Source organism: Streptomyces sp. P9-A2 (assembly GCF_036634175.1).
Classification (GTDB): domain Bacteria; phylum Actinomycetota; class Actinomycetes; order Streptomycetales; family Streptomycetaceae; genus Streptomyces; species Streptomyces pratens.
Genome location: NZ_JAZIFX010000001.1, coordinates 2332001 through 2356872 on the forward strand (window position 1 = coordinate 2332001; position 24872 = coordinate 2356872).

Genomic DNA, 24872 nt, shown 5'->3' on the forward strand with positions numbered 1-24872 from the left:
ATAGCCATGGTTGGTGTCACCGCGCTGGGACTCTGACCCCGGTGCCGGAACCGGCCGCCATGTTGTTCACCACCTGCATGTTCACTTGGTTTTTGTTACGAAATACCGGCGGAAGACGTTCACCGACACCATGCCGCGCCGAGGCGGTCATGCGGGAGGTCTGTGCCGGCTTCGAAGCCGGGCTGAAGCAGTTCAACGGCGAACAGGACCACGTCCACCTGCTCGTGCACTACCCTCCCAAGGTCCAGCTCTCCAAGCTGGTCGACTCCCTCAAGGGCGTCAGCTCCCGCAGGCTCCGCCTGGCGGCACCTCCCGGCCGAAGGCTGGGGGAGTACACCACGCATGTCCGCCGGTACCCGTGGGGCGGACACTTCCGGTCCGGCTCCTCCTTCGCAGGATCATGCGGCGGGGCGCCCCTGACCGTCGTCAAGCAGTACATCGAAAGCCGGCAGCGTCCCGGCTGACCGTCAACCCGGAGACGAAGAGCACTCCGGCACTCCGCGCCTCCGGGCCAAGGACGGCCTTCACCCCCGCCCTGAAGGGCGGAGCACTGGCCAAGATCAGAGGTAGAGGTACCAGCGGCCGTTGAGGTAGTGCAGTTCGGGCGCCCAGATGTTGCAGCACCGGGAGGCCGCGTCGCCCTGCCACACCTGCACGCTGGGCGCGGTGTTCAGCCCGGCGAGGGTGGCCGACTTGCGGATGGTGATGACGTCGGTCCAGGACGTGCTGATCAGGTAGTAGTCGCCCCCGTGGCGGACGATCCAGGGGTCGGCGCCCTTCTGCGCCTTGACGGGGTTGCCGAACGAGGCCGCCTGCGCGGAGGACTGCCCGAGCGACAGGGCGAGCAGCAGTGCGGCCAGCAGGGTCAGTAGGCGACGGGCCATCCGCTGCTCCAGTTCAGGAGGTTGATGCCGAGCTTGGGGGTGCCGTTGTCGTTGGCGTCGTAGTAGTGGTAGACGATCAGGTCGCCGTCGACGTCGTTCATGATCGACTGTCCGCCGGGGCCGACGATGCTGCCGTGCGACTCCAGCACGGGCGTCCCGCCGTTGCTCATCGTCGAGACGCCGTTCTTGTCTCGGTACGGCCCGGTGATGCTGGTGGCGCGGCCGACCTTGACCTTGTAGGTGGAGCTGGTGCCTGCGCAGCAGGTGTCGTAGGACGCGAACAGGTAGTAGTACCCGCTCCGTTTGACGATGAAGGGCGCCTCGACGGCCTTGGTCCCGGTGGGCCGGGAGGCGAGAGAGTAGCGGGTGGTGTTGCTCGAGAGCTGCTTCCCGCTGGACGGGTTGATCTGGATCATCTTGATCCCGGTCCACCAACTGCCGAAGGAAAGCCACCACTTGCCGTCGTCGTCGACGAAGAGGTTGGGGTCGATGGCGTTGTGGTCGCTGGAGGAGCTGGAGGTGTGGACGGTGCCCTGGTCGGTCCAGCTCCCCGGCTGCCCGGTGCTGGAGGTGGCGAGCCCGATGGCGGAGGTGTTGGAGCCGAACTTCGAGACGGAGTAGTACATCAGGTACTTGCCGCCGTGGTACGAGATGTCGGGCGCCCACGCCTCCGGCACGGAGGAGTAGGTCCGCCACCAGCTCGGCCGGGAGTTGAAGGCGTCCGCCCCGGCGCTGAAGGCGGTGCGGTCGTTCGACGTCTTGTTGCTGATACCGCCACCGGTCGCGTACAGCAGGTACTGCCCCGACGACGTCCGCATCATCGACGGATCGTGGGTGATGACGGAGCCGGTGACCCGACCGGGGTTGGGGTACGCCGACGCGGTGGTGGGCATGAGGGCGAGCAGGGCGGCGGTGGGGAGAGCGAGGAGGACGGTGCGTTGACGGAAGGAGCTGCGGCGGCGCATACGGGTCTCCTTGCGGTGGGGGCCAGAGCGTGTCCGTGATGTCGAACGACGATCGCAAGTTCGAACGGGACCGTAGAATCGAACCACTTGCGCGTCAATGACCCTCGCAGCCCCAATCGACGCCCACCTCCGCCCGGACGGTCTTCGCCGGCGGCTCCCGGTCCACCACCTCCCACCGCTCGGCGAGCGCCTCGACCAGCAGGAGCCCGCGCCCGCGCTCGTAGAGAGGGCGTGGGTTCCCACGCCACCGGGCTCAGGCGGATACGGCGGCCCGGTACGCGTATCGGCCACCTCGACGCGGACGCCGGCGGCGAGGCGAGTGAGCGTCAACTCGAAGTCCCGCCCCGGCACGCGGCCGCGCAGAGCGCGAGGCAGGCGAGCGCGGCGAGGCCGACGCGGTCGCGCAGCCGTCCCTCCCGCGCAGCCGGCGCGGGAGGGACGGGCGGGAGTCTCCGGCGGCACCGCTCATGGGCGCACTCCTGGAGTGGGTCGAGCGGTCAGAGGCGGATGCCGGGCGGGTTCGGTCGGGCGAGGCCGAGATCGTAGGCGAGGATCGTCGCCTGGACGCGGTCCCGCAGGCCCAGCTTTTGCAGCAGCGCGTTGACGTGGGACTTCACGGTGCCGACGGTGATGCCGAGCCGCTCGGCGATCTCCCCGTTGGTGAGGCCGGAGGCTACCAGGGTGAGGACGGTGCGCTGGCTGCCGGTCAGGCTGTCCAGCCCGGGGGAGCTGCCTGCCGGGACCGCGGGGCCCCGTCCGGACGCGTAGTGGCCGATGAGGCGGCGGGTCGCGGACGGCGCGAGGACACTCTCCCCCGTCGCCACCATCCGGATTCCCTGGAGCAGTTCGGCGGGGTGGACGTCCTTGAGGAGGAAGCCGGAGGCGCCGGCGCGCAGCGCGTCGAAGACGTAGACGTCGAGGTCGAAGGTGGTCAGGACCAGGACCTTGGGCGCGTCCTGGCGGCCGGTGATGACGCGGGTGGCGGTGATGCCGTCCAGTTCGGGCATGCGGACGTCCATGACGACCACGTCGGGCGACAGTTCCTCCGCGAGCCGTACCGCGGCGGCGCCGTCGGCGGCCTCACCGACGACCGTCATGTCCTCCTCGGCGTCGATCACGGCGGCGAATCCCGCCCGCACGATGCTCTGGTCGTCGACGACCAGCACGTCGAGGCTCATCGTTGTCCCTTCTCGATGTCCGGCGCGCCCGCGAGGGGCAGCCGGATCCGTACGGTGCCCCGGGGGCCGGTGGTCAGCGTGCCGCCGAGTGCGGTCACCCGAGTGGCCAGCCGCTCGTCGGCGGCCGTGTCCGCGGTGTCGGGCACTCCGGTGGCGGTGAGCGTCAACGTATCCGCGTCCGCGTCCAGTTCGACGACGGCGGGTTCGTCCCCGCCGATGGCCAGAACCGTCTCGGCGGCGTGGTAGGCGGCCAGGTCGACGGCGGTGGGAAGACGGGCCGGTACGCGGTCGGTCAGCCGTATCTCCACGTCCCGGCCGGTGGCCCGGCACTGGTGGGCGAGCAGGTCGAGCGCCTGCAGGGTGGGCTGGGGCCGCAGGGCGGGCTCCGCCTCCGCGTCGCGGACCGCGTCGAGCAGGGCCCGCATCGCGGCCAGGGCCTCGCGGGCGCGCTCGGCGGTCGCGTCGAGGCGGCCCGCCTCCGCCTCCGCGACCATGTCGGCGGTGCGGGAGAGGACGGTGGTCTCCAGTCCGGCGGCGATCCTGCGACGCTCGGCCCACGCGTCCCGGACGGCCTCCTCGGTCCACGTGACGAGCCGGTCCTGGTGGGCGCCCCGGGCGGCCCGCTCGCGCCGGCCGCGCCGGGTCCCGGCCCAGCGGCTCGCGCCGGCCACCAGAGCCGTCGCGGCCGTCGTCCCCGCGACGACCGCCACGACGGGGAGTGTGGTGCCCCGGTCCAGGACCGCCGCCGTGGCGGCCCCCGCGTGCACGGCCACGGCGGCGACCGGGAGAACCAGGCGCCTCACCGGCCAGGTGGCGGGCGAAGTCAGGCGCGAGCGGGTGCCGGTGCCCACGGCCGACGGACCGGCGGTGTCCGCTGCCCGCGCGTGCGGGGGGCGGGCTCCGGCGCGGGACGGGGCGGCAGCCCTCCGGGCGGCGTCCGCCACGAGCGCCGCGCAGGTGGCCGGCAGGCTCAACGCGAGAGGGAACAGCACCGGGCCGGTGTAGTGGCCCGCGGACATCGCCACCGGCCAGAGCGGGACCAGGGCGAGCAGGGCACCCCGGGCCGCGCGGGGCGACCTGCGCAGCCACAGCAGGGCGACCGCCTGGGCCACGGCGAGCAGCCCGAAGAACACGCCCGCGGGCACCGTCGCACCGGGCTGCACCTCCTCCCGGTGGAGCACCAGCACCGGCAGCATCGGCTGGACGATCAGGCCGAACGCGGCCGTCAGCTGCGCCAGGCGGTAACCGCGCGGGACGGAACGTTCCACCGGGGCTCCGGTCCGGCCCGGCAGAGCCGCGCGCACCTCCCAACCGCCGTCCGCCGTGGGGCCGGTGACCAGGGTGCCGCCCGCCTCACGGGCCCGCGACCGCAAGAAGCCCTGGCCACGTCCGCCGCCGAGTCCCGCGCCGTGCGCCGCCGCACCGGCCGGCGGTGCCGAGCTGGTGACCACGACGTCGGTGCCGGTGTCGCCGTACCGGACGCGCACCGTCGTCCGCGCGCCGGGAGCGTGGCGCGCCACGTTGGTCAGCGCCTCGCGCACGATGCCGTGCGCCGCGTCCGCGACGGTGCCGTCCGGCAGCGGGTCGATCTCACAGTCGACCCGCTGGTCCAGGCGCCGGAAGCCCGCGACCAGATCCTGCAGCCGCTCCTCCGGTGAGGGAACGTCCTCGCGGGAGGGCGCCGGGGCCCGTACGGCACTGAGCGCGCGGGTGACCTCGCGACCGGTGCCAACGGCGAAGTCCAGTGCCTCCTCGACGAGTTCGGGGCGGCGGTCGCGCAGCCCGAGCGCAGCTCCCGCCGTGACGACCACGGCGGTCAGATGGTGGGCGCTGACGTCGTGCAGCTCCCGTTCCATGCGCCGCCGTTCGACCGCCGGCAGGCGGTGGCGCTCGGCCTCCGTACGCTGCCGCAACCGCTCGGCGGCGCGGCGCGCACGGCGGGTCCGTCGTGCGCGGACACCGGCGCCGCACGCGGCGGCGTACAGCAGCGCCGTCAGGGCGAGGTGGAGGCTGTCGCGGCTGCTGATCCCGTGCAGGCTGACGTTGTACAGCGGCTGCCAGAGGGTGAGCGTCAGGACGCACAGCACCGCGGTGAAGGCGTCCCGCCGGGCCGCCACCGTGAACAGGGCCAGCCCCACCCCGGCCGTGCCGAGCACCGCCGTCGCCCCGGCGGGCAGCGGGCCGGCGCCCAGCGCGCAGGCGGCGACGACCACGAGGAGGGCGACCACCGGACGGTTGCGGCGCAGGACGAGCGCGGCCGTCACCACCACGGCGACGAGCACCGCCACCAGGAGGGCGCCCGCGGACGGGACCGCCCCGCGCACCAGCGGCGCCCCCGGCCACACCAGGGCCTGGGCACAGATCAGCAGGACCGGGAGAAACCGGTCGTCGGTTCGCTTCATGAGACGCCAAGGCTATGACCGCGGACGAGGGGCCCGGCTCCCGCTGAAGGCGGATTCCCGTCTCTTACCTGGGTTGCAGATGCTCTGCCCGTGGTTCCATCCGCCGGTCATCCCACAGGGCGACGACCGCGCCGTGTGCCCGGACCTAGGCTCGATCACATCGAGAAGACGGCCGACCACCGCCTCCCCGAGAACGTCCCACCAGCGCCTTCGCCGCGTTCAGCGGTCCTTGCCCGCCGTACACGCCGTACCCGGGCGAGAGGGCGCGTCCGATTCTCCACCGCACACGATTCCAGGGGGATTTCCCATGTCCAAGCGCATTGTTCTCGCCTCGCCCGACCGCACCCGCCCGGCATCCGTCTCCGACCGCTCGACCCACTCCAGGAGTGCCCCCATGACCGGTGCCGCCGCGGACTCCCGCCCGTCCCTCCCGCGCCGGCTGCGCGACCGCGTCGGCCTCGCCGCGCTCGCCTACCTCGCGCTCTGCGCGGCCGTGCTCGTGTGGGCGGTGGTGGCGACCGTGACCGACGACTCCGGCGAGTCGATGGCGCTCGTCCTCCCGCTCCTCGTCACGGCCCCCTGCAGCCTCGTCGTCTCTGTCCTGCCGGAACACGGCTCGATGTTCCTCGCCTCGCTCGTCTTCGGGGCCGCGGTCAACGCCGCGGTCATCAGCTGGTGCACCAGCGTCCTGCGCCGGGGGCGCCCGGACCCGGAGTCCTGATACCGCTCCCGGGTGCGACGGCGGGCGGTCGCCCGACCGGAGAAAGGGGGAGTGCGTGACACGCACCGCTCCGAGCCGGCGATCGCTCAGGGCCCTTCCCCCGGTCATGACAGACGGACGGCTCGTCCGGGGTGACCTCCCCGGTGTCCACGGCGGGCCGCGGGCCGCGGGCCGCGGGCCGCAGCAAGGGTCGAGGAGCTGGCGGCACTGGTTCCTGGCCTGTCCCCTCACCGTGTGCTGGATTGGTGCCGGGCCCTGGCCGCCCTCAATGCGGTCCCCGGAATGTGCGCAGGGCGGGACGATGCGGAGACACAGTTCCTTAGGGCCTGGCCGGCGGCTGATCCGCCCGGTGACGGTGGCTGTGACTGTGGCCGGATCCGCTCAGCCCTTGCCACAGTGCCTGTCGGCTGATGCAAGCGCCCGGAGCGTAGCTCTTCCAGGAACGCCTGTCTCGGTGGCGATTCGGATGGTGCTTCTGTCGTGGTAGCCGAGTGCCCGGGCTACCACGGGGACCGGTGCCCGGGGCGCGCGAACCGAGCGGCCAAGGTTACGCAAGGAGCGGCGGCCGAACACGGCATTCGGCTCCACCCTGGAAGGGCGTCTCTCCCGCCGCAAGATCCACGTCATGCCGACGGAGGGGGAGAGGGGACACACGCCGGGCTCGACGGCCCCGTCCAGGAATGAATGCAGGGTGGCACCGGAAATTGATCCGGTGCCACCCTGCATTCAGGTGAGGCGCATTCCTTGCTCTACCAGCGATACCACCGGCCTCGGCTTCCGCCCGTATTGGTGGAGCGCATGACGAAGCCGAGCAGCCACACGGCCAGCACGATCACCGCCACGATCCACAGTGCCTTCAAGGCGAATCCGGCACCGAAAAGAACAAGGGCCAGCAGGAGTACAAGAAGCAGGGGAACCATAGTTATCAACCTCCGAGAGAGCAGATGCCCCGGAGTTCTCGTAGCACGCGTGCTGTCTTGATGTTTCTTTTATGTCGTAGCGGGAAAACGCGCGCCCGCGCCACCTCGGCATACCCGCCTCGTGTCCCGTGCCTCGCACGGATGGCCTCGCTCGAGATGCGCGGCCGCCAGGAGTGCCAAAACTGACCGTATGGCAGAACCACGTCGCTCCGATGCCGGGAGCTCCAAGACGGCCCCTGCCCGCCGCACGGGAGCCGCGCGGGGGCCCGAGCACGCGGCCCGTACTGCCCTCCAGAGCCTGGCGGGGCTGATCGACCACCCGGCGGAGGGCGTGTCCGCCGTTCGGCGGTCCGACGACGGCTGGTGCGTGGTGGTGGACGTTCTGGAGGTTCCGCGGATCCCCGACACCACGAGTCTCCTGGCCTCGTACGAGGTGCTACTCGACCGGTCCGGCGACCTCCTGGAGTACCGCAGGGTCCGCCGCTACCGACGGGGTGCGGCCGACGAGTGATCCGTGTCCGCTCCCTCCGCTGGAAGGAACTTCCATGCCCGTGACCACCTACTCGGACGAAGTAGTGGCCTGCCCGCCTCGCGCCGGCACGTTGTACGACGTACTGGAACTGATCCTCGACCGCGGCATGGTCATCGATGTGTTCATACGGGTCTCGCTGGTCGGGATCGAGATCCTCAAGATCGACGCGCGCATCGTCGTCGCGAGTGTGGACACCTACCTGCGGTTCGCGGAAGCGTGCAACCGGCTGGACCTCGAGCGCGATTCAGGCAGCACCACGGTTCCCGAACTGTTCGGCGGCGGGGCGGCCAAGGCCGTCGGCAAGCGCAAGGTGCGCAAGGCCGCCGACACCGTGGGCGACACCCTACGCAAAGCGGTGGGTGGCGGCGACGACACGTCCGACGACGACGAGTACGAGGACGAGGGCGAGGGCGAGCAGCAGGAACGCCCGAGGAAGCGGCGCGCCCCCGCACGCAAGAGCAGCCGACGCCGCGAGGAGGCATGACCGTGGCGACCGCCGGGGTGTACGTCTACGCGATCCTGCGGGCGGGAACGGCGCTCCCGAAAGGGCTCGGCGGTGTGGGGTCCCCTCCCGCCCCGGTGCGGACGATCGGGCAGGGTCCGCTCGACGCGGTCGTCAGCGACGCACCGCCCGAGCTGCGCGCGCGACGTCGCGACCTGCTGGCACACCAGGAACTCCTGATGCGCCTGGCGGACGAAGGGCCGGTGCTGCCCATGCGGTTCGGCATGGTCGCGCCGGACGAGGAGACGGTCCTCGATCAGCTGGCCGCCGCCGGGTCCCGCCATGCCGCCGCTCTGGAACAGCTGGACGGCCGCTTCGAGATCAACGTCAAGGCACTTCCGGCACAGAACGCGCTGGCGGCCCTCGTCGCCGAGGAGAAGGACGTACGGCGGCTTCGCGACGCCGCGCGCCGGCGTCCCGGCTACGAGGCCAGTATCCGACTGGGCGAAGCCGTCACCACCGCGCTCACCCGCAGAGCGGCGGCGGCGGGACGGCGCATGGTGCGTGAACTCACGCCCGGGGCCCGCGCCGTGGCAGCGGGCCCCACTGTCCCGGGCTGTGCGCTCAACATGTCCTTCCTCGTCGACCGCGGCGACACCGACACCTTCCTCACCCGGGCCCGGGCCTTCGCGGACGTTCATCGGGAGCATGTGGAGCTCCGGCTCGCCGGCCCGCTCCCCTGCTACAGCTTCGTCTCGTCCGAGGCCCGCCCCGTACCCGTGGGCGGGGCCTGACATGGGACTGATCACCGGCCTGCTCACGCTGCCCATCGCACCGGTCCGGGGCGTGGTCTGGGTGGCCGAGAAACTCCACGACGCCGCCGAGCGCGAGTTGCACGACCCCGCCGTGCTGCGTACGCAGCTGGCGGTGCTCAACCAGGAGCTCGAGGCGGGCGACATCACTGTGGACGAGTTCGAACGAGAAGAAGAACGGCTGCTCGACCGACTGCACGCCGTGCGGGTCGGTCCGGCACACAACGATCGCGAACGAAGGTGACGCGCTGATGGAAGACCAGTCCAAGGCTGTCCTCGGGGCCGCGGTGGTCGGCGGCTACCTACTGGGCCGGACCAGGAAAGGGCGGCTGGCCATCACCGTCGCCACGTACCTGGCCGGCCGGCGGTTCGGTCTGGAGCCCCGACAGCTCGCCGCGGAGGGGATCCGCCGGCTCGGAGAGGTTCCCCAGTTCGCCCAGCTCCAGGAGCAGATCCGGGGCGAGGTCCTCGACGCGGGCCGCAAGGCCATGACCGCCACCGCCAACCGCAGCCTGAGCTCACTGGCCGACTCGATCAGTGGCCGCACGGCCCGTCTCACCAAACCTCCGCGGGACGAGGACGAGGACATCGAGTACGAGGGCGAGGACGAAGAGACGCCGGACGACGAAGGCGCGGAGTACGGGGACGACGAGTACGAGGCCGAAGAGGAGCCCGGCCCGGAGGACGAGGAGGAAGAGGAAGAGGAAGAGGAAGAGGAAGAGGAGCGCCCCGAGCGGAAGCCGAAAAAGCGGCCGCCGGGAAGGAAGACCCCGGCGAATAAGTCCGCCCCTGCCAAGAAGACAGCGGATAAAAAGACAGCAGCGAAGAAGACGGCTCCGGTAAAGAAGACGGCCGCCAAGAAGTCCGCTCCGTCCAAAAAGACGGCGGCCAAGAAGAAATCTCCGGCGAAGGAGACCGAATCCCAGCGCACGAAGCGTCGGAGGTAGCCGATCATGGCCAAGTCGAAGAACACAGAACCCGAGGCAGAGGAATCCGGATTGAGCAGGCTCCGGGGGGAGCTGTCCGGCTTCCTCGGCGCACAGACGGGGAAACTCGCCGAGAAGGCGGGAGACAAGCTGACCGGCGTCACGAACCGGCTGACCGACGTCGCGGAGAACGGCGGGTCCCTGCCCGCGATCGGCTCACGCGTCCTTCAGGGCGATTCACCGGTGAAGGCATTCGTCTCGGAAAAGGCCAAGGGCGTCAAGGACAGTGTCGTGGAAAAGGCCAAAGAGACCTTCGGCGGGGGAAAGGGAAAGCGCAAGTCGGGCGGCGGCAAGCTCATGAACATCATCGAGGTGCTCGATGTGGGAGTGCCGCTGCGTACCGCTTACGACCACTGGACCCAGTACGACCAGTTCAGCGGTTTCACCAAGGGAGTTCAGGACGTCTCGATGGAGGACGAGACGGGCAGCAACTGGAAGGTCAAGATCGGACCGTCCTCGCGCAGCTTCAAGGCGACGGTCCAGGAGCAGGTGCCCGACGAACGCATCGTGTGGACGTCGGAAGGCGCCAAGGGCACCACGCGTGGTGCCGTGAGCTTCCACGAACTGGCTCCCTCCCTCACGCGCATCGTCCTGGTCCTCGAGTACTACCCCTCCGGGTTCTTCGAGAAGACGGGCAACCTCTGGCGTGCTCAAGGGCGCCGTGTCCGCTTGGACTTCAAGCACTTCCAGCGGTACGTCACGCTCACCAACGATGAACCCGAAGCCTGGCGCGGCGAGATCCGCGACGGAGAAGTCGTCAAGTCCCACGAAGAGGCCATGGAGGAGGAGGAAGAAAGAGAAGAGGACCAGGACGGCCGGGAAGACGAGGAGTACGAGGATGAGGAAGAGGACGGCGAGGCCGCGGACGATCAGCTGACGGGCGAGGACGAGGAAGAAGACGAGGACGAGGACGAGGAGTACGAGGACGAAGAGGAGCCCGGCCCTGAGGACGAGGAGGAAGACAAGGAGGAGGAAGAGGAAGAGGAGGAGAAGCCCGCCAAGCGGCGCTCCCGGAGGGCGCGTCGTGACTGACCTCGACTTCCGGCACGACATGGACCACCCCGTCCCCGGGCCCCCGAACACCAACCTCGCCGACATCCTCGAACGCGTCCTCGACAAGGGCATCGTGATCGCCGGCGACATCAAGATCGACCTTCTCGACATCGAGTTGCTGACCATCCGGCTGCGTCTCTTCGTGGCCTCCGTGGACACCGCGAAGAAGGCCGGCATCGACTGGTGGGAGACCGATCCGGCGCTCAGCTCCCGCGCGGCGCGAAGCGCTCTGCGGGAGGAGAACCGCGAACTGCGCGCCCGCCTGGAGGCACTCGAATCCGGGCCCCGGGACATGGCGTCGTCCGATGCGTGAGCCGGGGAGGGACAGAGGCATGACGGAGCGCAGCCCCGGAGCCCCGGGGACGACCGCCCTCTACGTGTACGCGGTCTGCCGCGCCGACGGAAGTCCGGTTCTCGACGGGGTGGCAGGGGTCACCCGGGACGAACCCCTGCGGACGCTTTCCCTCGGTTCGCTCACCGCGATCGTGCAGACCGTGCGGGCCGCCGAGTTCACGGACGAGGCCTGGCAGGAGCGTCTGACGGACGAGCCCGAACTCGAACGGTACGCGCGGGCCCACCACGAGGTCGTGTCGGCGGTCGCCGCCCAGGCACCCACGGTGCCCTTGCCCCTGGCGACGCTGTACACCGCGGAGGACAGGGCCGAGCGCGTGCTGGGCAACGAGTCGGCGCGCTTCCACACCGCCCTGAAGCGCATCGCGCACCATGCCGAATGGGGCGTGAAGGTCTACGCGACCGGCTCTCCGGGCGATGACGGCGGCGGGGCGGCGCAGCGGCCGGGCACGCCGAGCCCGCCGAGTACGCAGGGCGACCGGGGCCGTCCGGCTCCGGGAGCGGGGCGGGCTTATCTGGAACGCAAACGGAACCTGCGGGCACGGCGCGAGCGGCAGCGGGAGGAGTCCCTGCGCGTCGCCGAGACCGTGGACACGCGGGTGTGCCGCATCGCCAAGGCGTCCCGTCGGCTCCGGCCGCACGGCCCGGGAGCGGTCGGCGACCACCGCGTCCAGGTCCTGAACGCCACCTACCTGGTCGCCGAGCACCGGTCGGCCGAACTGGAGCTTTTGGCACAGGACTTGCGGGAAAACACCGGCGCCGGAATCGAACTCTCGGGCCCGTGGGTGCCCTACTCCTTCGTGGGCGAGGTGTGAGGGGTGACGCACGACGTGGTGCCGTGGGACACCCCGGGCCCCTTGAACGGCCCCATCGGGGTGCCGTTGGTCGATCTTCTGGACCGGGTCCTGGCGACCGGGGTCGTCGTCAGTGGGGACCTGGTCATCGCGATCGCCGATGTCCCGCTCGTGCGGGTGTCGTTGCACGCCCTGCTGTCGTCGGTCAGTGAACGCGTCCCCGCCCCCTGGGCCGACAGTGGGCCGCTGTGACGGCCTCACGGGTCGACCTGGACTCCGAGCAGATGGGGCGCGATCTCGTCGCCCTGGTCCTCACCGTGGTGGAGCTCCTGCGCCAGTTGATGGAACGGCAGGCCCTGCGGCGCATCGACCAGGGCGACCTCACCGACGACCAGACCGACGAGATCGGCACCACCCTCATGCTGCTCGACCAGCGCATGACGGAACTCTGCGAGCAGCACGGCGTACGCCCGGAGGATCTCAACCTCGATCTGGGGCCGCTCGGCACCCTGCTGCCCCGGGACTGAAGGGGAGACGGGGCGGGTGGATCCGGTGCCTCCGCCGGCCGCTCACCCGAATGGCGGAGGACCGGTTTCCGGAGCACAGTGGAGTGAGGGCGCGAGGCGGTGGATGCCGGTGGATGGCATCCGCCGGATCCGGCCCACCCCCCTCCCCGACAGCTCTGTGCGAGGAACTCATGACGACGAACGACAGTCTGAGCGGCACTGCCCTGGGCACGGGCGGCACCGCGGGTGAAACCCCTGGGACGACCGTCATCGCGAACACCGTGGTCTCCACGATCGCGGGCATAGCCGTGCGCGAGACCGAGGGAATCTACTCTCTCGGCGGGGGCGCCTCGCGAGCTCTGGGAGCGGTCAAGGACAAGGTGTCCCGCTCCACCGACCCCAGTCGTGGTGTGAAGGTGGAGGTGGGCGAGAAGCAGACCGCCATCGACGTCGATGTCGTGGTGGAGTACGGCATCGAGATCCTGGAGGCCGCGAGGGAGGTCCGCTCCCGGGTCACGGACGCGGTCGAGACGATGACCGGACTGGAGGTCGTCGAGATCAACATCAAGGTCCTCGACGTCCATGTCCCGGGGGCGGATGAGGGCGACGAGGGCACGGAGCGCGTTTCCTCGGGTTCCCGCGTCCAATGACGCGGGTCTCCCGACCCGCCTCGCACCCCTGCCTGCGGGAAACACCGTTACCTGAGGGGAACCGCTGACGGACTCGGCCGATGTCTCCGGGACGGCTCAGTCGGCGGAGGGTGCGGCCGGGTCTGTGGGGCACGGGGAGGTGGTCGGGGAAGACGTGGGGTCGGGGGACGGGGATCCTGACTCCGGGGAGCAGCCGTCCGGTTCGGTGGGTGAAGGGCCCGGGTCGGTGGGGCCCGGGTCGGTGGGGTCCGGGGAGGGCGACGGGTCTTCGGTGGGGGACTCCTCGGGTGGTGTGGAGGGGGTCTCGCTCTCCGGGGGTTCCGTCGGCGCGGAGGGGCCCGGTGACGGGGACGACGGGGAGGGAGAGGGGGAGGCGGTGGGTGACGGGGACGAGGAGGGGGGCCGTGTGGGGGTGGCCGGGTCCGGGCCGATGATGATGCCGTCGCCGTTCTCGTCCTCGGTGTCGGCGGGTTCGGTGGCCGGGGTGTCGCCGCCCGCGCCGGGGCTCCTGGGGATGACGCCCTTGCCGTCGGGGACGGTGTGGACTCCCCGGCTGTAGAAGTCCAGCCAGTGCCTGACCAGGTTCACGTAGGCGCGTGAGTGGTTGTAGCTGAGGATCGCCCGGTCCAGGTCCGCGGCCCGGCCTAAGTTCCGGTCGCCCGCGCACAGGTAGTGCCCGGCCGCCAGGGCCGCGTCGAAGATGTTGTTCGGGTCGGCGCGGCCGTCGTCGTTGCCGTCCGCGCCCCAGCGGGACCAGGTGGACGGCAGGAACTGCATCGGCCCCACCGCGCGGTCGTGGACCGTGTCACCGTCGTGGGCGCCCCCGTCCGTGTCCCGGATCAGGGCGAAACCCCGGCCGTTGAGCGGCGGGCCGGTGATGCGTCCCCGTGTGGTGCCGTTCTTGTCGACCGCTCCGCCGCGCGCCTGGCCGGACTCGACCTTGCCGATCGCCGCGAGCAGTTCCCAGGGCAGCCGGCAGCCGGGGTCCGTCCTGCCGACGGAGGTCTCGGCGGCCCGGTAGGCGCGCAGCACGGTGGCCGGGATGCCGGACTGGGAACGGAGGTCGCGGAAGAGCGCCGGGGCCGCCGACGCGACGTCCGGCACCTTCAGGGGCGGGATGTCGGTGTGGTAGGAACCGTCGCCCGGCGGTGCGAGCTCGGCGTACGGGATGCCTGCCGCCGTCGGCCTGCCGTCGTCGCCGGTCGAGGAGGCGGTGTGGGCGTCCTTCACGTCCCGGGTGAGGCCGGGTGCCTGGGAGGCGGTGAGGGCAGCCACGGCCGTCACCGCGAGGGCGGTCGTCCGCAGTCTCCTGCGGGCCCGGCCGGGACGCCGACGTCGTGCGCGTGCGCGGTGTCGTGCACGGGGTAAGGACATGGCGGTCACTCCTGTCGGATGCGGGGCGTACGTGCGGGGCCGTGCGCGCGGGGCCGTACGTGCGGGGCCGTGCATACGAGGTCGGTCGCGCGGCCGGCTCTCAGCGGCCGAAGGTGTCGATGTCGGAGACGAGCCAGCGTCCGTCACGGTGGACGACGTCCACGGCGAGCAGGGCCCCGGCGTACACGCCCTCGTTCTGCCGCTGCTCCTGGTCGCCCTGCTCGCCCTTCGTGGCCTTCCCGTCCTTCTTCGCGGAGGGCTTGGTTCCGGCGGTGCCGACACTGCTCTGGTCGGCGTAGACGAGGACCCGGGCCCGGTCGCCGTCGATGCGTTCGACGGCGCTCTCGGTGACCGTCGTGGTGATCAGCGCCTTCTGCGCGTCGGCCCGCTCGCGGACGTCGGCGAGCAGGGTGTCGTGCCGGCCGACCGCCTTCTCCGTGAGGAGGTCCTTCGCGGCTTTCTCCAGGGCGCCGGGGTCGGTGTGGTCGTAGGAGAAGAGCGCCTCGACGGCCTTGGCCGTCTGCCCCTTGATCTCGCTGGTGCGGGCGAGGTCGGTCAGGGCGGTGTTGCTCCGCGCGGGGTCGTCCCGGAGCGCCTCGGCCCGTGCGTGGGCCCAGCCAGCGAAGCCGCCGAGGAGCAGGGTCAGGGCGCAGAGGACCGCGAGGGTCGTGGCCGGGCGGCGCGGGCCGCGGCGGTCCCGGGGGTTCTTCCCGCCGGCCGCGCCCCCGGGCGCCTCCTTCCCGACCGTTCCGGGCGCCTTCCCGGCCGTTCCGGGCGCCTTCCCGGCCGTCTTCCCGTCCGTGGCCGGCTCGGCCGGAGGGGGGAGGACGGCCGTGTCGCCCGTGCCGGGCCGGCTCTCGGTGCCCGGCCGGGGCCCGGCGGAGGGGCGGGTCTCACGGGCCTGCCGGCGGCGCTGGCGGTTGATGTGATGGCGGGTCGTCGACATCGTGCGGGTGTCCTCCTCGGTGCGGCGGCTGGCGTTGCACGGGGCCGGGTCAGCCGGCCGGTGTGCCGCCCACGGGTGCCTGGCCCAGGGCGCTCAGCTTCCAGCGGCCCTCGGTCCGGGTGAGTTCGCCGAGCATGCGACTGTCCTTGTCGGTCTTCGCGCCGTCGGCCGCCTCGACGGTGACGCGCAGGGCGATCAGCACCCGGGCGCGTCCGGCGCGGTCGTCGATCTCGGTGACCGCGCCCGACAGCACCCGGGCCGTGGTGACCGTCTCCGCCGCTTTCACCTGATCGGCGAACTCCGTTCGACCCGAAGCGAGTTGGTCGTGCAGCTCCCCGGTCGTCGAGGATTCCCACAGGTCGAGGCCCCGGTCCAGGTTCTGGTGGTCGAGCGTGTTGAGGTTCTGCACCGCCTGCTCCCCGGCGGCGAGCGCCTCGTCCCGTTGCCCGGCGTACGCGGCCCGGTCGTCGTGGGCCGCGCGGTACCAGTCCTGTCCCGCCCACGCCGCGAAGCCGCCCGCGGTGAGGGTGAGGGCGAGCAGCACGGCCGGCAGCGGCCGGGCACGGGTTCCGGCGAGGGCGCGGACCGCGCGTTTCATGGGGTGCTCCGTTCTCCCGCGCACGGTCAGCGGGCCTTGATGTCGGTGATCCGCCACTGGTCGTCCACGAGCCGTGCCGTGACGGTGAGTTGGGCCGCAGCGGTGGTGGCCGTGTCCTTGCCGCGGTGGGAGGTCTGGTCGAGGAAGACCAGCAGACGTGCTTTCCCGCCGTCGAGTTCGATCACTCCGGTGCGGGCGACCCGGGTGCTCAGGGTGACGTGCTGTTCGGTGAGGTCCTCGCGGACCTGGTCGAAGAGGGCCTGGTACTGGCGGGCGGCGCGGCCGCTGAGGGCGGTGCGCGCGGAACGTTCGGCGGCCGCGGTGCCGTCCGGTGTGTAGGAGAAGGCCCGCGCGAGGGCATGGCCGACCTCACCGGCGACACGGGTGGTGGCCTCGGTGTCGGTGAGCGCCTGGTTGCGGACGGGCGGTGCCGACCGCAGCTGATGGGCGCCGTAGAAGAAACCGCAGCCGGCGACGAGAAGCAGGGCGGCGGATCCGGCGAGGGCGGCCCGTCGAAGGCGTCCGGCGGGGATGCGGCCGGAGCGGGCGTCGCGTGTCGTGCCTGCCGGCTCCGGAGCGGCTTCCGACTCCCCGGCTTCCGTAGCGGGTTGTACGTCTGCCACATCCGGCGCGCCCGGCGCATCCGGCGCGCCCGGTACGTTCCGCGTGCCCGGCGTACCCGATACATCCGACGTGCCCGACGTGCCCGACGTGCCCGACACATCCGGCGCGCCCAGCACGTCCGGCGCGGGAGTTCCGTCGGGCTCGGTCCGTCTGCCCCTGCGCAGCAGCCGGGTCAGCATCGGGGGCGGCATCGGGGTCGGCGTCATCGGCCGCTGCCCTCCTTCTCCTCGGAGGTCTCTCCCGCGTCCCGTGCCGTCCTCTCCCCCGTGACCGGCACCGCGCTCAGGGCTCTCACCTTCCACTCCCCCTCGTCCGTGCGGGCCAGAACCACCTCCAGCCTTTTGCGGTCGGTGGCCGGCTGCTTCGTCCCGGCGGGCGTGATCTCGACCCGGACGGTGGTGATGAGCTTGGCCGTGCCGGTGCGGGTGTCGAGGGCGGTGACGGCGGCCTCGGTGACCGTGCCGCGCGCCGAGGCACCCGTCTTGGCCTCGGTGCCGCCCAGTTCCTCGCGCAGGGGACCGGTGGAGGCGGCGCGCCAGGACGCTATGCCCTTCTCGGCCCGCTGCCGGGTGGAGGCGTCGAGTGTGGTGAGTACGGCGACGCCCTTGCGTCCGTCGGCGAGCGCCCGGTCGCGCTCCCTGCCGTAGGCGAGCGCGTCGTCGGTGCGTGCCTGGGCATAGGTCCACGCGCCGGTGCCGCAGAAGCCGAGCGCCAGTGCGAGCCCGACGCCGGTGAGGATGCGGGTCCGCCTCATCGGGTGCTCCCGGTGGCCGGGGTGAGCAGGGCCGTCATGTCCTCGGGTGCCTCGCCGTCCTGGCCGGGCAGGGCGAGGGCGCCGGGGAGCGTGGCCGTACCGGCCGTCCTCGCCCCGCCGTCGCTGCCGCTGCCGCCGCTGTGGTTCCCGTCGGAGCCGCTGCCGGAGGGCAGGGTGCCGGGCTTGGCCGGTTCGGGTACCGGGCCGCCCTTCGGAGCGTTCGCCGAGCCGCGCACGTTGACCCCGTCCGTGGCGGAGGCGGTGCAGGCCGCGCCGGTGTTGAGGGCGGGCGTGGTGCCGAGGTCGAGCCCGTTGCGGTAGCGGGTGGCGCCGTATCCGGCGGTGCAGGGCAGGGGGTTGAAGAAGGTGACGGCCATGCCGAAGTTCAGCTTTCCTCCGTCGACGGCGGTGGCCCCGGCGGCGACGGCCGCCGGGAACTTCACCAGGAACTCCTCCGTGCCGCGCTGCCGGGTGACGGCGATCTCGGAGGTGGTGAGCAGGTTGGCGAGGACGACGCCGAGGCTCGGGTCGAGGTCCCGCAGGACGCCGCTGACCTGGGTGGCGGCTTCGGGGGTGACGGTCAGCAGGCGGCGCAGGTCGGCGTCGGAGCCCTTGAGGGCGCGGGCCAGTTCCTCCGCTCCGGTGGCGAAGTCGCGGATGGCCTGTGCCTCTTCGGCCTGGGTGCGCAGGACGGTCTCGCCGTCGGTGATGAGCCGGGTGGTGGACGGCAGGTTGCGGTCGGCGGCCTCCACGAAGCCGCTGCCGCTCTCGAGCAGGACCTCGAGGTCGTCGCCGTGGCCCTCGAAGGCCTTGCCGAACTCGTCCACGACCGTGCGCAGGTCTTCGAGCGGTACGGAGGCGGCGAGGGCGTTCACGCTGCTGAGGACGTCGGTGACGGGGGCGGGGACCTGGGTGTCGGTCTCTTCGATGCGGGTGCCCTCGGCGAGGTAGGGGCCGCCGTCGCTCTCGGGCCGCAGGTCGATGTACTGCTCGCCCACGGCGGAGAGTCCGGCGACCACCGCGCGGGTGTCGGCGGGGATGCGCGGGGCGGACTTCTTGATGCGGAGTTCGGCGACGACGCCGTCGGCGGTGAGGCCGATCGGGCCGACCCGTCCCACCGAGACGCCCCGGTAGGTGACGTCGGAGTGGGTGAACAGGCCGCCGGTGCGCGGGAGCAGCACGTCGACGGTGTAGTGGTCGGCGACGCCGATGTGCCGGCCGAGGTCGGCGTAGCGGATGCCGAGGAACGAGAGGGCGAGGACGGCGACGAGGAGGAAGGCGAGGTTCTTCAGCCGTACGGCGAGGGTGATCAACCGGACGCACCTCCCCGCGTGGCCGCCGGGTCCGCCGGCGTCCCGGAGGCGGTGCCGAAAGCGGAGGCGGAGGCGGGGGCGGAGGCGGGGGCGGAGGCGGGGGCGGAAGCCGTGGCGGGGACGGAGGGCAGGGGCAGCGGGGGCGAGTGCTCCGGTGCGGGCCGCCCCGACGACGGCGTTCCCGACGACGGTGTTCCCGACGACGGTGTTCCCGGCGACGGTGTTCCCGGCGACGGGGACGGCTCCTGTCCCCGGCCGGACTCCTCTCCTTCACCGGCCTTCCTGGAGGACGGTCCCGCCCCGGCCGCCGCCGGTCCGCCGTCCGCCGGGGCGGAGGGGGAGGCCGTGGTCTGCGGCACCAGGGGCGGGATCACCTGGGTGCCGGGGGCGGCGGTCATGTTCAGGTACACGTTGAGGTAGTCGCCCTTCACCCCCCGCAGCACCTCGTCGGTGAACGGGTACGTCAGCAGTACCTGGAGCGAGTCGGGCAGGTCCGTGCCCGCGTCCGCGAGCGCCTTCAGGGTCGGCGCGATGGCCTTGAGGTCGGCGATCATGTCGTCCTTGCTCGCGTCGATGGTGGAGACGGCGACGCCGGAGAGGGTGTCGAGGGAGCGCAGCATGGTGAGCAGGGAGCCGCGTTGCTTCTCGAGTGTCTTCAGTCCGGGCGAGAGGTCGGTGAGGACGGTGCCGACGTCGTCCTTGCGGGTGGCGATGGTCGCGGAGAGCCGGTGGACGGCGTCGAGGGCGTCGGTGATGTCGCCCCGGTTGTCGTCGAGTTCGGTCACCAGGGTGTCGACCCGCTTCAGTACGGAGCGGACCTCGGGTTCACGGCCGCCGAGCGCCGCGTTGAGCTCCTGAGTGATGGTCTTGAGCTGGTTGACGCCGCCGCCGTTGAGGAGCAGGGACAGCGCGCCGAACACCTCCTCGACCTCGGTGTCGCGGCTGGTGCGGGAGACCGGGATGACCCCGCCGTCCTCCAGCCTTCCGGTTCCGGTCCCTGTTCCGGTCCCTGTTCCGGTCCCTGTTCCGGCCTTGCTGCCGGATTCCTTGGCGGGTGCGACGAGTTGGACGTACTTCTCGCCCAGCAGGCTGGACTGTTCGAGCCGGGCGGTGGCGTCGGCGGGCAGCCGCACCTCGCCGTTGATCCTCATCGTGACGCGGGCCGACCAGTCGTCGTGGCCGAGTTCGATGGCGGTGACCCGGCCGACGGCGACGTCGTTGACCTTCACCGCGGACTGCGGGACCAGACTGAGTACGTCGTGGAGTTCCGCGGTGACGGTGTAGGGGTGGTCGCCGAGGTAGGCGCCACCGGGCAGCGGCAGGTCCTCGATGCCGTCGAAGCTCGGGAGGCCGGTGGTGGTCGCGCCGAGGGCCAGGGTGAAGCCGAGGCCGAGGGCGATCAGTCCGCCCAGGGTGAGGCCGACCGCGCCGCCCGTGGTGAGCACGCCGCGCTTGATCCCGTCGGCTGCCGGGGCGGCGCGCCGTGCGCCGCGCTTGCCCGCTCCCTTCATCGCTCCCCCTTCCCGGAGGCCGCGGCCCCGCCGTCGCTCCCGGCCCCGCTGCCGCCCGTCGCCCCGCTGCCGCCCGTGGCCGGGCCGCCCGCCGCGGGCAGGGGCAGCAGTGGTCCGCCCATGCTGATCTCGTTGAGGTCGGCGCGGCCGTCGATGGTGCGGGTGTCGGGGTTGTAGGCGCGTACGAGGTTGCCCGCGGCCAGCGGTGCCACGTCCAGCGCCTCGGCGAGGGAGGCCCGTTGCTCGACGAGGGTCCGGGTGACGGGGACGAGCCGGTCGACGTTCTTCTTCAGCTCGCCCCGGTTGTCCTCGATGAAGGTCTTGACCTGGCCGAGGGCGGTGCCGAGTTCCTCGAGCGCGCCGGTGAGGTCGTCCTTGTTGTCGGCGAAGAAGGTGACGACCTCGTCCAGGCGTTCCTGCGCGGTGCGTACGTCGGTGTCCTTGTCCTTCAGCATGGTGGTGAAGGTCTGGAGCCGGCTGAGCGTGCTGAACAGGTCGCCGCTGCTGCCGTCGAGGGTCTTGGCCGCCTTGCCGAACTCCTCGATGCTCGTGCCGATGGTCTCGCCGTTGCCGTCGAGGTTGGCGGCGCCGGTCGTCAGCAGGTCGGACAGCGCGCCGGCGGAGTTGGCGCCGTCCGGGCCGAGGGCCTCGGAGAGTTCGGTGACCGAGTCGTAGAGCTGGTCGATCTCGACGGGGGTGCGGTTGCGGGAGGCGGGCAGTACGGCACCTTCGGCGAGGGCGGGCCCCGAACCGTGGGCGGGGGTCAGCTGCACATAGCGGTCGGCGACGACGCTCGGTGCGACGACGACGGCCCTCGCCCCCTCGGGGACCTTCACGCCCTCGTCCAGGAGGAGGCCGACGCGCACCGTGGTGCCCTGCGGCCGCACCGACTCCACCTCGCCGGCCCGCACCCCGAGAATGCGCAGGTCGGACCCGGCGTAGATGCCGACGGCGCGGTCGAAGTAGGCGGTGACGCGGGTGCCTTCGGAGTCGAGGACCTTCACGGCGGTCAGCCCGCCGGCGGCGAGCACGGCGAGGGCGAGCACGCCGGTGAGGACTTTTCTGCGTCTGCTCATCGTTCACCGTTCCCCTGGGCCGCCGTCTGTTTCGGCGGCAGGCATCCGGTCTCGGGCAAGGACGTCTCGGGCAGGTAGTCACGAGGGACGACACCGCACAGGTAGCTGTCGAACCAGCGGCCGTTGCCCAGGGTGTTGCCGACGAGGCGGTAGTACGGTCCGGCCAGCGCGAGGGTCTTGCCGAGCTGGGCGTTGTTCTTCTCCAGGACGCCGGTGACCCGGCCGAGGGCCTTGAGGGTGGGGCCGAGCTGCTTCTCGTTGTCGTCGACGAGGCCGCTGAGTTCGGCGCCGAGCTTTCTGCTGCCCTTGAGGAGGGCGCGGATGGCGTCACGGCGGTCCTGGAGTTCGCCGAGCAGGGAGCCGCCGTCCTCCAGCAGCGTCTCGAAGCTGGACTCCTTGTTCTGCAGGGACTTGGTGAACGTGGCGCTGCCCTTGAGGAGTTCGGAGAGTTCCGTGTCCCGTTCGGAGACTGACTTCGACAGCGCGGACAGACCGCCGGCGGCTTTCCGCACGTGGGGCGGGGAGTCCTTGAAGGTGTCGGAGAGGGTCTCGAAGCTCTCCGCGAGTTTTTGTGTGTCGATGGCGTCGACGGTGCCGCTGAGATCCTGGAACGCCTGCGTCACGTCGTAGGGGGAGGTGGTGCGGGACAGCGGGATGCGGCTGCCGGGGTCCTGCCGGGCGGAGCCGAGCGGGTCGAGTGCCAGGTACTTGTCGCCGAGGAGGGTCTTGATGGCGATGGCGGCGGTCGTCCGGTCGCCGAGCCAGGCGTCCTCGACCTCGAAGGTGACCTTCACCTTGGCGCCGTCGAGCCCGACGCCGGTGACCAGGCCGGCCTTGACGCCGGCGATGCGCACCTCGTCGCCCTCCTCGAGGCCGGCCGCCTCGGAGAAGTCGGCGCTGTAGGAGGTGCCGCCGCCGAGCGGCAGCCGGTCCACGTGGTAGACGAGGGCGGCGAGCAGGGCGAAGCCGAGCAGACCGACGACGGCCACGGCGACGGGGTCGCGTTCCTTGACCGGTCTGATGCGCGGGCGCCGGGGCCCGGCCACCGCCTTCCCGGCCCTCTCCGCCTTCTCCGCCTTGCCTGCCTTCTCGGCGCTCTCCGCTTCCTCGGCCCTCTCCGCCTTCTCCGCCTTGCCTGCCTCGTCGCTTCCGCCGCGTCGTGTGAAGGGCCTCATCCCTGGCACCTCGATTCGGTGATCGTGATGCCGGTCGGCGGCTCGGAGCCGTCGGAGGTGGTCACTCCGCTCACGCGGGCCTCGCAGAGGTAGAGGTTGAGCCACGATCCGTAGGAGGACAGGCGGGCCAGTGCGGTCATCTTGGCGGGGGTCCGGTCGAGGAAGTCCTCGATCTGCGGGGTGTGTTCGCCCAGGCCCGTCGAGAGCCGGCCCAGTTCACGGATGTCCTGCTTGAGGGGCGCGCGTCCGTCCTCGAGGAGGCCGGCGGTGACGGTGGTGAGGTCGCCCATGGCCTCGACCGCTTCGCCGAGGGGCTTGCGGTCCTCGTTGAAGCCGGTGACGAGGTCCTGCAGGGTGTCGACGAGGTCGTCGAAGCCGGCCTCGCGGTCGTTGAGGGTCTTCAGGACGGTGTTGAGGTTGTCGACGACCTGGCCGATCACCTTGTCCTTGGCGGCGACGGTGGTGCTGAGCGAGCCGACGTGGCGGATCAGGCTGTCGACGGTGGCGCCCTCGCCCTGGAGCACCTGCACGATCGATCCGGCGAGTTCGTTGACGTCCTTCGGGGACAGTCCTTCGAACAGCGGCTTGAACCCGTTGAAGAGCAGGGTCAGGTCGAGGGCGGGCGCGGTGCGGTCGAGCGGGATGGTGGCGCCCTCGTCGAGGGTGCCGGCGAGGGTGCCGCTGCCGCGGTCGAGGGCGACGTAGCGCTGGCCGACCATGTTGAGGTACTTCACGGCGGCGGTGGCCGACCGGGGCAGCCGGCGGTCGTCGCGGACGGTGAAGGTGACCTGCGCGGTGCGTCGCTGCACGACGCGCACATCGGTCACCTCGCCGACCTTCACCCCGGAGATCCGCACGCTGTCGCCGTCGACGAGCCCGGTGACGTCGGTGAACAGGGCCTTGTAGCTGTGGGTGTCGGAGCCCACGCCGGTGTTGGCGACGCTGAGGCCGAGCACGGCCGTGGCGAGGGCGGTGACCAGGACGAAGACGAGGGACTTGAGCAGCGGCCCGGTCAGCGGGCGGCGCCGGGTGTGCGCGTGGTCCGGGGTGGTCATCCGAGGGTCACCTCCGTGCCGCGGTAGACGGGCCCGACGAGCAGGCTGCTCCAGTCGGGCAGGTCCGCGGGGCTCCGGCCTGCGGCGGGCGCGAGCAGTTCGTTGACGAGGGCGTTCTCCTGCGGGGAGTTGGCGGGGCCGAGGTCCTCGCCCGTCCCGGCGGACGCACGGGCGGCGGGTGCGGCGGACGCGCCGAGGTAGGGCACCGGATAGCAGCGGGGGCCGCCGCCGGAGTCGTACGCCGGGGTGTCGCGGCCGGGGACGTAGGCGCCGCGCGAGGGGACGGTGGTGACGTCGACGTGGATGCCGGGCCGGTCGGTGCCCTTGCCGAGCGCCTTGTCCATGGCGGGCACGAACTCGGCGAGGGTGCGCAGGGTGCAGGGGAAGGAGCCGGAGTACTCGGCGAGCAGTTCCAGGGTGGGCCTGCCGGTGGCGCTGAGGCGGATGACGGTGTCCTCGTTCTTGCGCAGGAAGGCCGTCATGTCCTCGGCCGTGCGGGTGGTGGCGCCGAGGGTGCCGGCGAGGTCGGCCTCCTGCTCGGCGAGGGTGCCGCTGGTGGTGGTGAAGTCGGTGAGCGCCGTGATGATGTCGGGTGCGGCGTCCGCGTAGACGTGGCCGACCTTCACGAGCTGTCTGAGGTCCCGGTTGAGGGTGGGCAGGTGGGGGTTGAACTTCCGCAGGTGGTCGTCGAGCACGCCGAGCGTGTCGCCGAGCCGGTCGCCGCGACCCTCCAGGGCCTGCGAGACGGCCGACAGGGTGGCGGAGAGCTTCTGCGGCTGGACCGCGGTGAGCATCGGCAGGACGTTGTCGAGGACCTGCTGGAGCTCGACGGCGTTCTCGGAGCGGTCCTGGGGGATGACGGCTCCGGCGGCCAGCGGCCGGGGCGAGGGGTTCTCGGACGGTACGAGGGCCACGAACCGTTCGCCGAACAGGGTGGTCGGCAGCATCTGGGCGCGGACGTCGTCCGGTACCCGGTCCAGGGTGCCGGGCTTCATGGCGAGGGTCAGCCGGGCGCCGTCGCCGTGGGTGTCGATGGAGCGGACCTCGCCGACGACGACACCGCGCAGTTTGACCTCGGCGCCCGGGTGCATCTCGTTGCCGACGCTGCCGGTCTCGACGACCACCGGGTCGGAGTCGGTGAACCGCTTGTCGTAGACGGCGACGGCCAGCCAGATCAGCAGGGCGGGCACCAGCAGGTACGCCACCCCGGCACAACGGCGGCCCAGTGTCGCGCCTCGTCGTCCGCTCAT

The 24872-nt window shown here is 71.7% G+C and carries 28 protein-coding genes and 1 pseudogene; 13 read left to right on the forward strand and 16 right to left on the reverse strand.

What is annotated here, in order from left to right; genetic code table 11:
- The first annotated feature begins 13 nt into the window (after window positions 1-13).
- Window positions 14-464, forward strand: a pseudogene (gene tnpA / locus V4Y04_RS10535) (IS200/IS605 family transposase).
- Window positions 465-560: 96 nt separating this feature from the next.
- Here tnpA and V4Y04_RS10540 read toward each other — a convergent pair.
- The 4 genes from V4Y04_RS10540 to V4Y04_RS10555 all read right to left on the reverse strand — a co-directional run bounded on the left by V4Y04_RS10540 (window position 561) and on the right by V4Y04_RS10555 (window position 5429).
- Window positions 561-884 (reverse strand): family 43 glycosylhydrolase, encoded by a 324-nt coding sequence (locus V4Y04_RS10540; protein WP_332427256.1) that lies wholly within the window; start codon window positions 882-884, stop codon window positions 561-563.
- The gene (locus tag V4Y04_RS10545; RefSeq protein WP_332427257.1) at window positions 866-1849 is read right to left on the reverse strand and encodes an arabinan endo-1,5-alpha-L-arabinosidase; all 984 of its coding nucleotides are present in this window, start codon (window positions 1847-1849) and stop codon (window positions 866-868) included. Before V4Y04_RS10545 ends, V4Y04_RS10540 begins: the two co-directional genes overlap by 19 nt.
- A 497-nt stretch (window positions 1850-2346) precedes the next feature.
- Window positions 2347-3027 (reverse strand): response regulator transcription factor, encoded by a 681-nt coding sequence (locus V4Y04_RS10550; protein ID WP_332427258.1) that lies wholly within the window; start codon window positions 3025-3027, stop codon window positions 2347-2349.
- Window positions 3024-5429: a sensor histidine kinase gene (locus tag V4Y04_RS10555; RefSeq protein WP_332427260.1), complete on the reverse strand. Its 2406-nt coding sequence runs from the start codon at window positions 5427-5429 to the stop codon at window positions 3024-3026. Before V4Y04_RS10555 ends, V4Y04_RS10550 begins: the two co-directional genes overlap by 4 nt.
- 307 nt (window positions 5430-5736) lie before the next feature.
- Between V4Y04_RS10555 and V4Y04_RS10560 the strand changes: the two genes are divergently transcribed.
- A complete protein-coding gene (locus V4Y04_RS10560; RefSeq protein WP_332427261.1) occupies window positions 5737-6150 on the forward strand; it encodes an SCO4225 family membrane protein in 414 nt (137 codons plus the stop codon).
- Between the two features lie 749 nt (window positions 6151-6899).
- Here V4Y04_RS10560 and V4Y04_RS10565 read toward each other — a convergent pair.
- A complete protein-coding gene (locus V4Y04_RS10565) occupies window positions 6900-7070 on the reverse strand; it encodes a hydrophobic protein (RefSeq protein WP_332427262.1) in 171 nt (56 codons plus the stop codon).
- Window positions 7071-7260: 190 nt separating this feature from the next.
- Between V4Y04_RS10565 and V4Y04_RS10570 the strand changes: the two genes are divergently transcribed.
- The 11 genes from V4Y04_RS10570 to V4Y04_RS10620 all read left to right on the forward strand — a co-directional run bounded on the left by V4Y04_RS10570 (window position 7261) and on the right by V4Y04_RS10620 (window position 13196).
- Window positions 7261-7581 (forward strand): gas vesicle protein GvpO, encoded by a 321-nt coding sequence (locus tag V4Y04_RS10570; protein WP_332427264.1) that lies wholly within the window; start codon window positions 7261-7263, stop codon window positions 7579-7581.
- Between the two features lie 34 nt (window positions 7582-7615).
- Entirely contained in the window at window positions 7616-8086 is a 471-nt protein-coding gene (gene gvpJ, locus V4Y04_RS10575; protein ID WP_332427265.1) for a gas vesicle protein GvpJ, read from the forward strand.
- A gap of 2 nt (window positions 8087-8088) precedes the next feature.
- Window positions 8089-8838 (forward strand): GvpL/GvpF family gas vesicle protein, encoded by a 750-nt coding sequence (locus tag V4Y04_RS10580; RefSeq protein ID WP_332432784.1) that lies wholly within the window; start codon window positions 8089-8091, stop codon window positions 8836-8838.
- Window position 8839: 1 nt separating this feature from the next.
- The gene (locus tag V4Y04_RS10585; RefSeq protein ID WP_332427267.1) at window positions 8840-9100 is read left to right on the forward strand and encodes a gas vesicle protein GvpG; all 261 of its coding nucleotides are present in this window, start codon (window positions 8840-8842) and stop codon (window positions 9098-9100) included.
- A gap of 7 nt (window positions 9101-9107) precedes the next feature.
- A complete protein-coding gene (locus V4Y04_RS10590; RefSeq protein ID WP_332427269.1) occupies window positions 9108-9803 on the forward strand; it encodes a histone protein in 696 nt (231 codons plus the stop codon).
- Between the two features lie 6 nt (window positions 9804-9809).
- Complete coding sequence (locus V4Y04_RS10595) at window positions 9810-10874, forward strand: SRPBCC family protein (protein ID WP_332427271.1); 1065 nt, start codon at window positions 9810-9812, stop codon at window positions 10872-10874.
- Window positions 10867-11208: a gas vesicle protein gene (locus tag V4Y04_RS10600; protein WP_443079986.1), complete on the forward strand. Its 342-nt coding sequence runs from the start codon at window positions 10867-10869 to the stop codon at window positions 11206-11208. Before V4Y04_RS10595 ends, V4Y04_RS10600 begins: the two co-directional genes overlap by 8 nt.
- A gap of 19 nt (window positions 11209-11227) precedes the next feature.
- Window positions 11228-12061, forward strand: coding sequence for a GvpL/GvpF family gas vesicle protein (locus V4Y04_RS10605; RefSeq protein ID WP_332427272.1), 834 nt, complete (start codon window positions 11228-11230; stop codon window positions 12059-12061).
- 3 nt (window positions 12062-12064) lie between these two features.
- Window positions 12065-12292, forward strand: a complete 228-nt coding sequence (locus tag V4Y04_RS10610) for a gas vesicle protein (protein ID WP_332427273.1) — start codon at window positions 12065-12067, stop codon at window positions 12290-12292.
- On the forward strand, window positions 12289-12567 hold the full coding sequence (locus tag V4Y04_RS10615) for a gas vesicle protein K (protein ID WP_332427275.1): 279 nt from the start codon (window positions 12289-12291) through the stop codon (window positions 12565-12567). Before V4Y04_RS10610 ends, V4Y04_RS10615 begins: the two co-directional genes overlap by 4 nt.
- Before the next feature lie 170 nt (window positions 12568-12737).
- On the forward strand, window positions 12738-13196 hold the full coding sequence (locus tag V4Y04_RS10620; protein ID WP_332427276.1) for an Asp23/Gls24 family envelope stress response protein: 459 nt from the start codon (window positions 12738-12740) through the stop codon (window positions 13194-13196).
- Window positions 13197-13292: 96 nt separating this feature from the next.
- Here V4Y04_RS10620 and V4Y04_RS10625 read toward each other — a convergent pair whose 3' ends face one another.
- The 11 genes from V4Y04_RS10625 to V4Y04_RS10675 form a co-directional block, all read right to left on the reverse strand.
- On the reverse strand, window positions 13293-14570 hold the full coding sequence (locus V4Y04_RS10625; protein WP_332427278.1) for a lytic transglycosylase domain-containing protein: 1278 nt from the start codon (window positions 14568-14570) through the stop codon (window positions 13293-13295).
- Window positions 14571-14670: 100 nt separating this feature from the next.
- Window positions 14671-15516 (reverse strand): hypothetical protein, encoded by an 846-nt coding sequence (locus V4Y04_RS10630; protein WP_332427279.1) that lies wholly within the window; start codon window positions 15514-15516, stop codon window positions 14671-14673.
- Window positions 15517-15565: 49 nt separating this feature from the next.
- Window positions 15566-16114, reverse strand: coding sequence for a hypothetical protein (locus tag V4Y04_RS10635; RefSeq protein ID WP_332427280.1), 549 nt, complete (start codon window positions 16112-16114; stop codon window positions 15566-15568).
- 26 nt (window positions 16115-16140) lie between these two features.
- The gene (locus tag V4Y04_RS10640) at window positions 16141-16944 is read right to left on the reverse strand and encodes a hypothetical protein (RefSeq protein ID WP_332427281.1); all 804 of its coding nucleotides are present in this window, start codon (window positions 16942-16944) and stop codon (window positions 16141-16143) included.
- The gene (locus V4Y04_RS10645) at window positions 16941-17492 is read right to left on the reverse strand and encodes a hypothetical protein (RefSeq protein WP_332427282.1); all 552 of its coding nucleotides are present in this window, start codon (window positions 17490-17492) and stop codon (window positions 16941-16943) included. The genes V4Y04_RS10640 and V4Y04_RS10645 overlap by 4 nt, the downstream gene beginning before the upstream one ends.
- Window positions 17489-18805: an MlaD family protein gene (locus tag V4Y04_RS10650; RefSeq protein ID WP_332427283.1), complete on the reverse strand. Its 1317-nt coding sequence runs from the start codon at window positions 18803-18805 to the stop codon at window positions 17489-17491. The genes V4Y04_RS10645 and V4Y04_RS10650 overlap by 4 nt, the downstream gene beginning before the upstream one ends.
- Window positions 18802-20316, reverse strand: a complete 1515-nt coding sequence (locus tag V4Y04_RS10655; protein WP_332427284.1) for an MlaD family protein — start codon at window positions 20314-20316, stop codon at window positions 18802-18804. Before V4Y04_RS10655 ends, V4Y04_RS10650 begins: the two co-directional genes overlap by 4 nt.
- Complete coding sequence (locus V4Y04_RS10660) at window positions 20313-21392, reverse strand: MCE family protein (protein ID WP_332427286.1); 1080 nt, start codon at window positions 21390-21392, stop codon at window positions 20313-20315. Before V4Y04_RS10660 ends, V4Y04_RS10655 begins: the two co-directional genes overlap by 4 nt.
- Window positions 21389-22567: an MCE family protein gene (locus tag V4Y04_RS10665; RefSeq protein ID WP_443079987.1), complete on the reverse strand. Its 1179-nt coding sequence runs from the start codon at window positions 22565-22567 to the stop codon at window positions 21389-21391. The genes V4Y04_RS10660 and V4Y04_RS10665 overlap by 4 nt, the downstream gene beginning before the upstream one ends.
- Window positions 22564-23622, reverse strand: coding sequence for an MlaD family protein (locus V4Y04_RS10670; RefSeq protein ID WP_332427287.1), 1059 nt, complete (start codon window positions 23620-23622; stop codon window positions 22564-22566). The genes V4Y04_RS10665 and V4Y04_RS10670 overlap by 4 nt, the downstream gene beginning before the upstream one ends.
- Window positions 23619-24872, reverse strand: coding sequence for an MCE family protein (locus tag V4Y04_RS10675; protein ID WP_332427288.1), 1254 nt, complete (start codon window positions 24870-24872; stop codon window positions 23619-23621). The genes V4Y04_RS10670 and V4Y04_RS10675 overlap by 4 nt, the downstream gene beginning before the upstream one ends.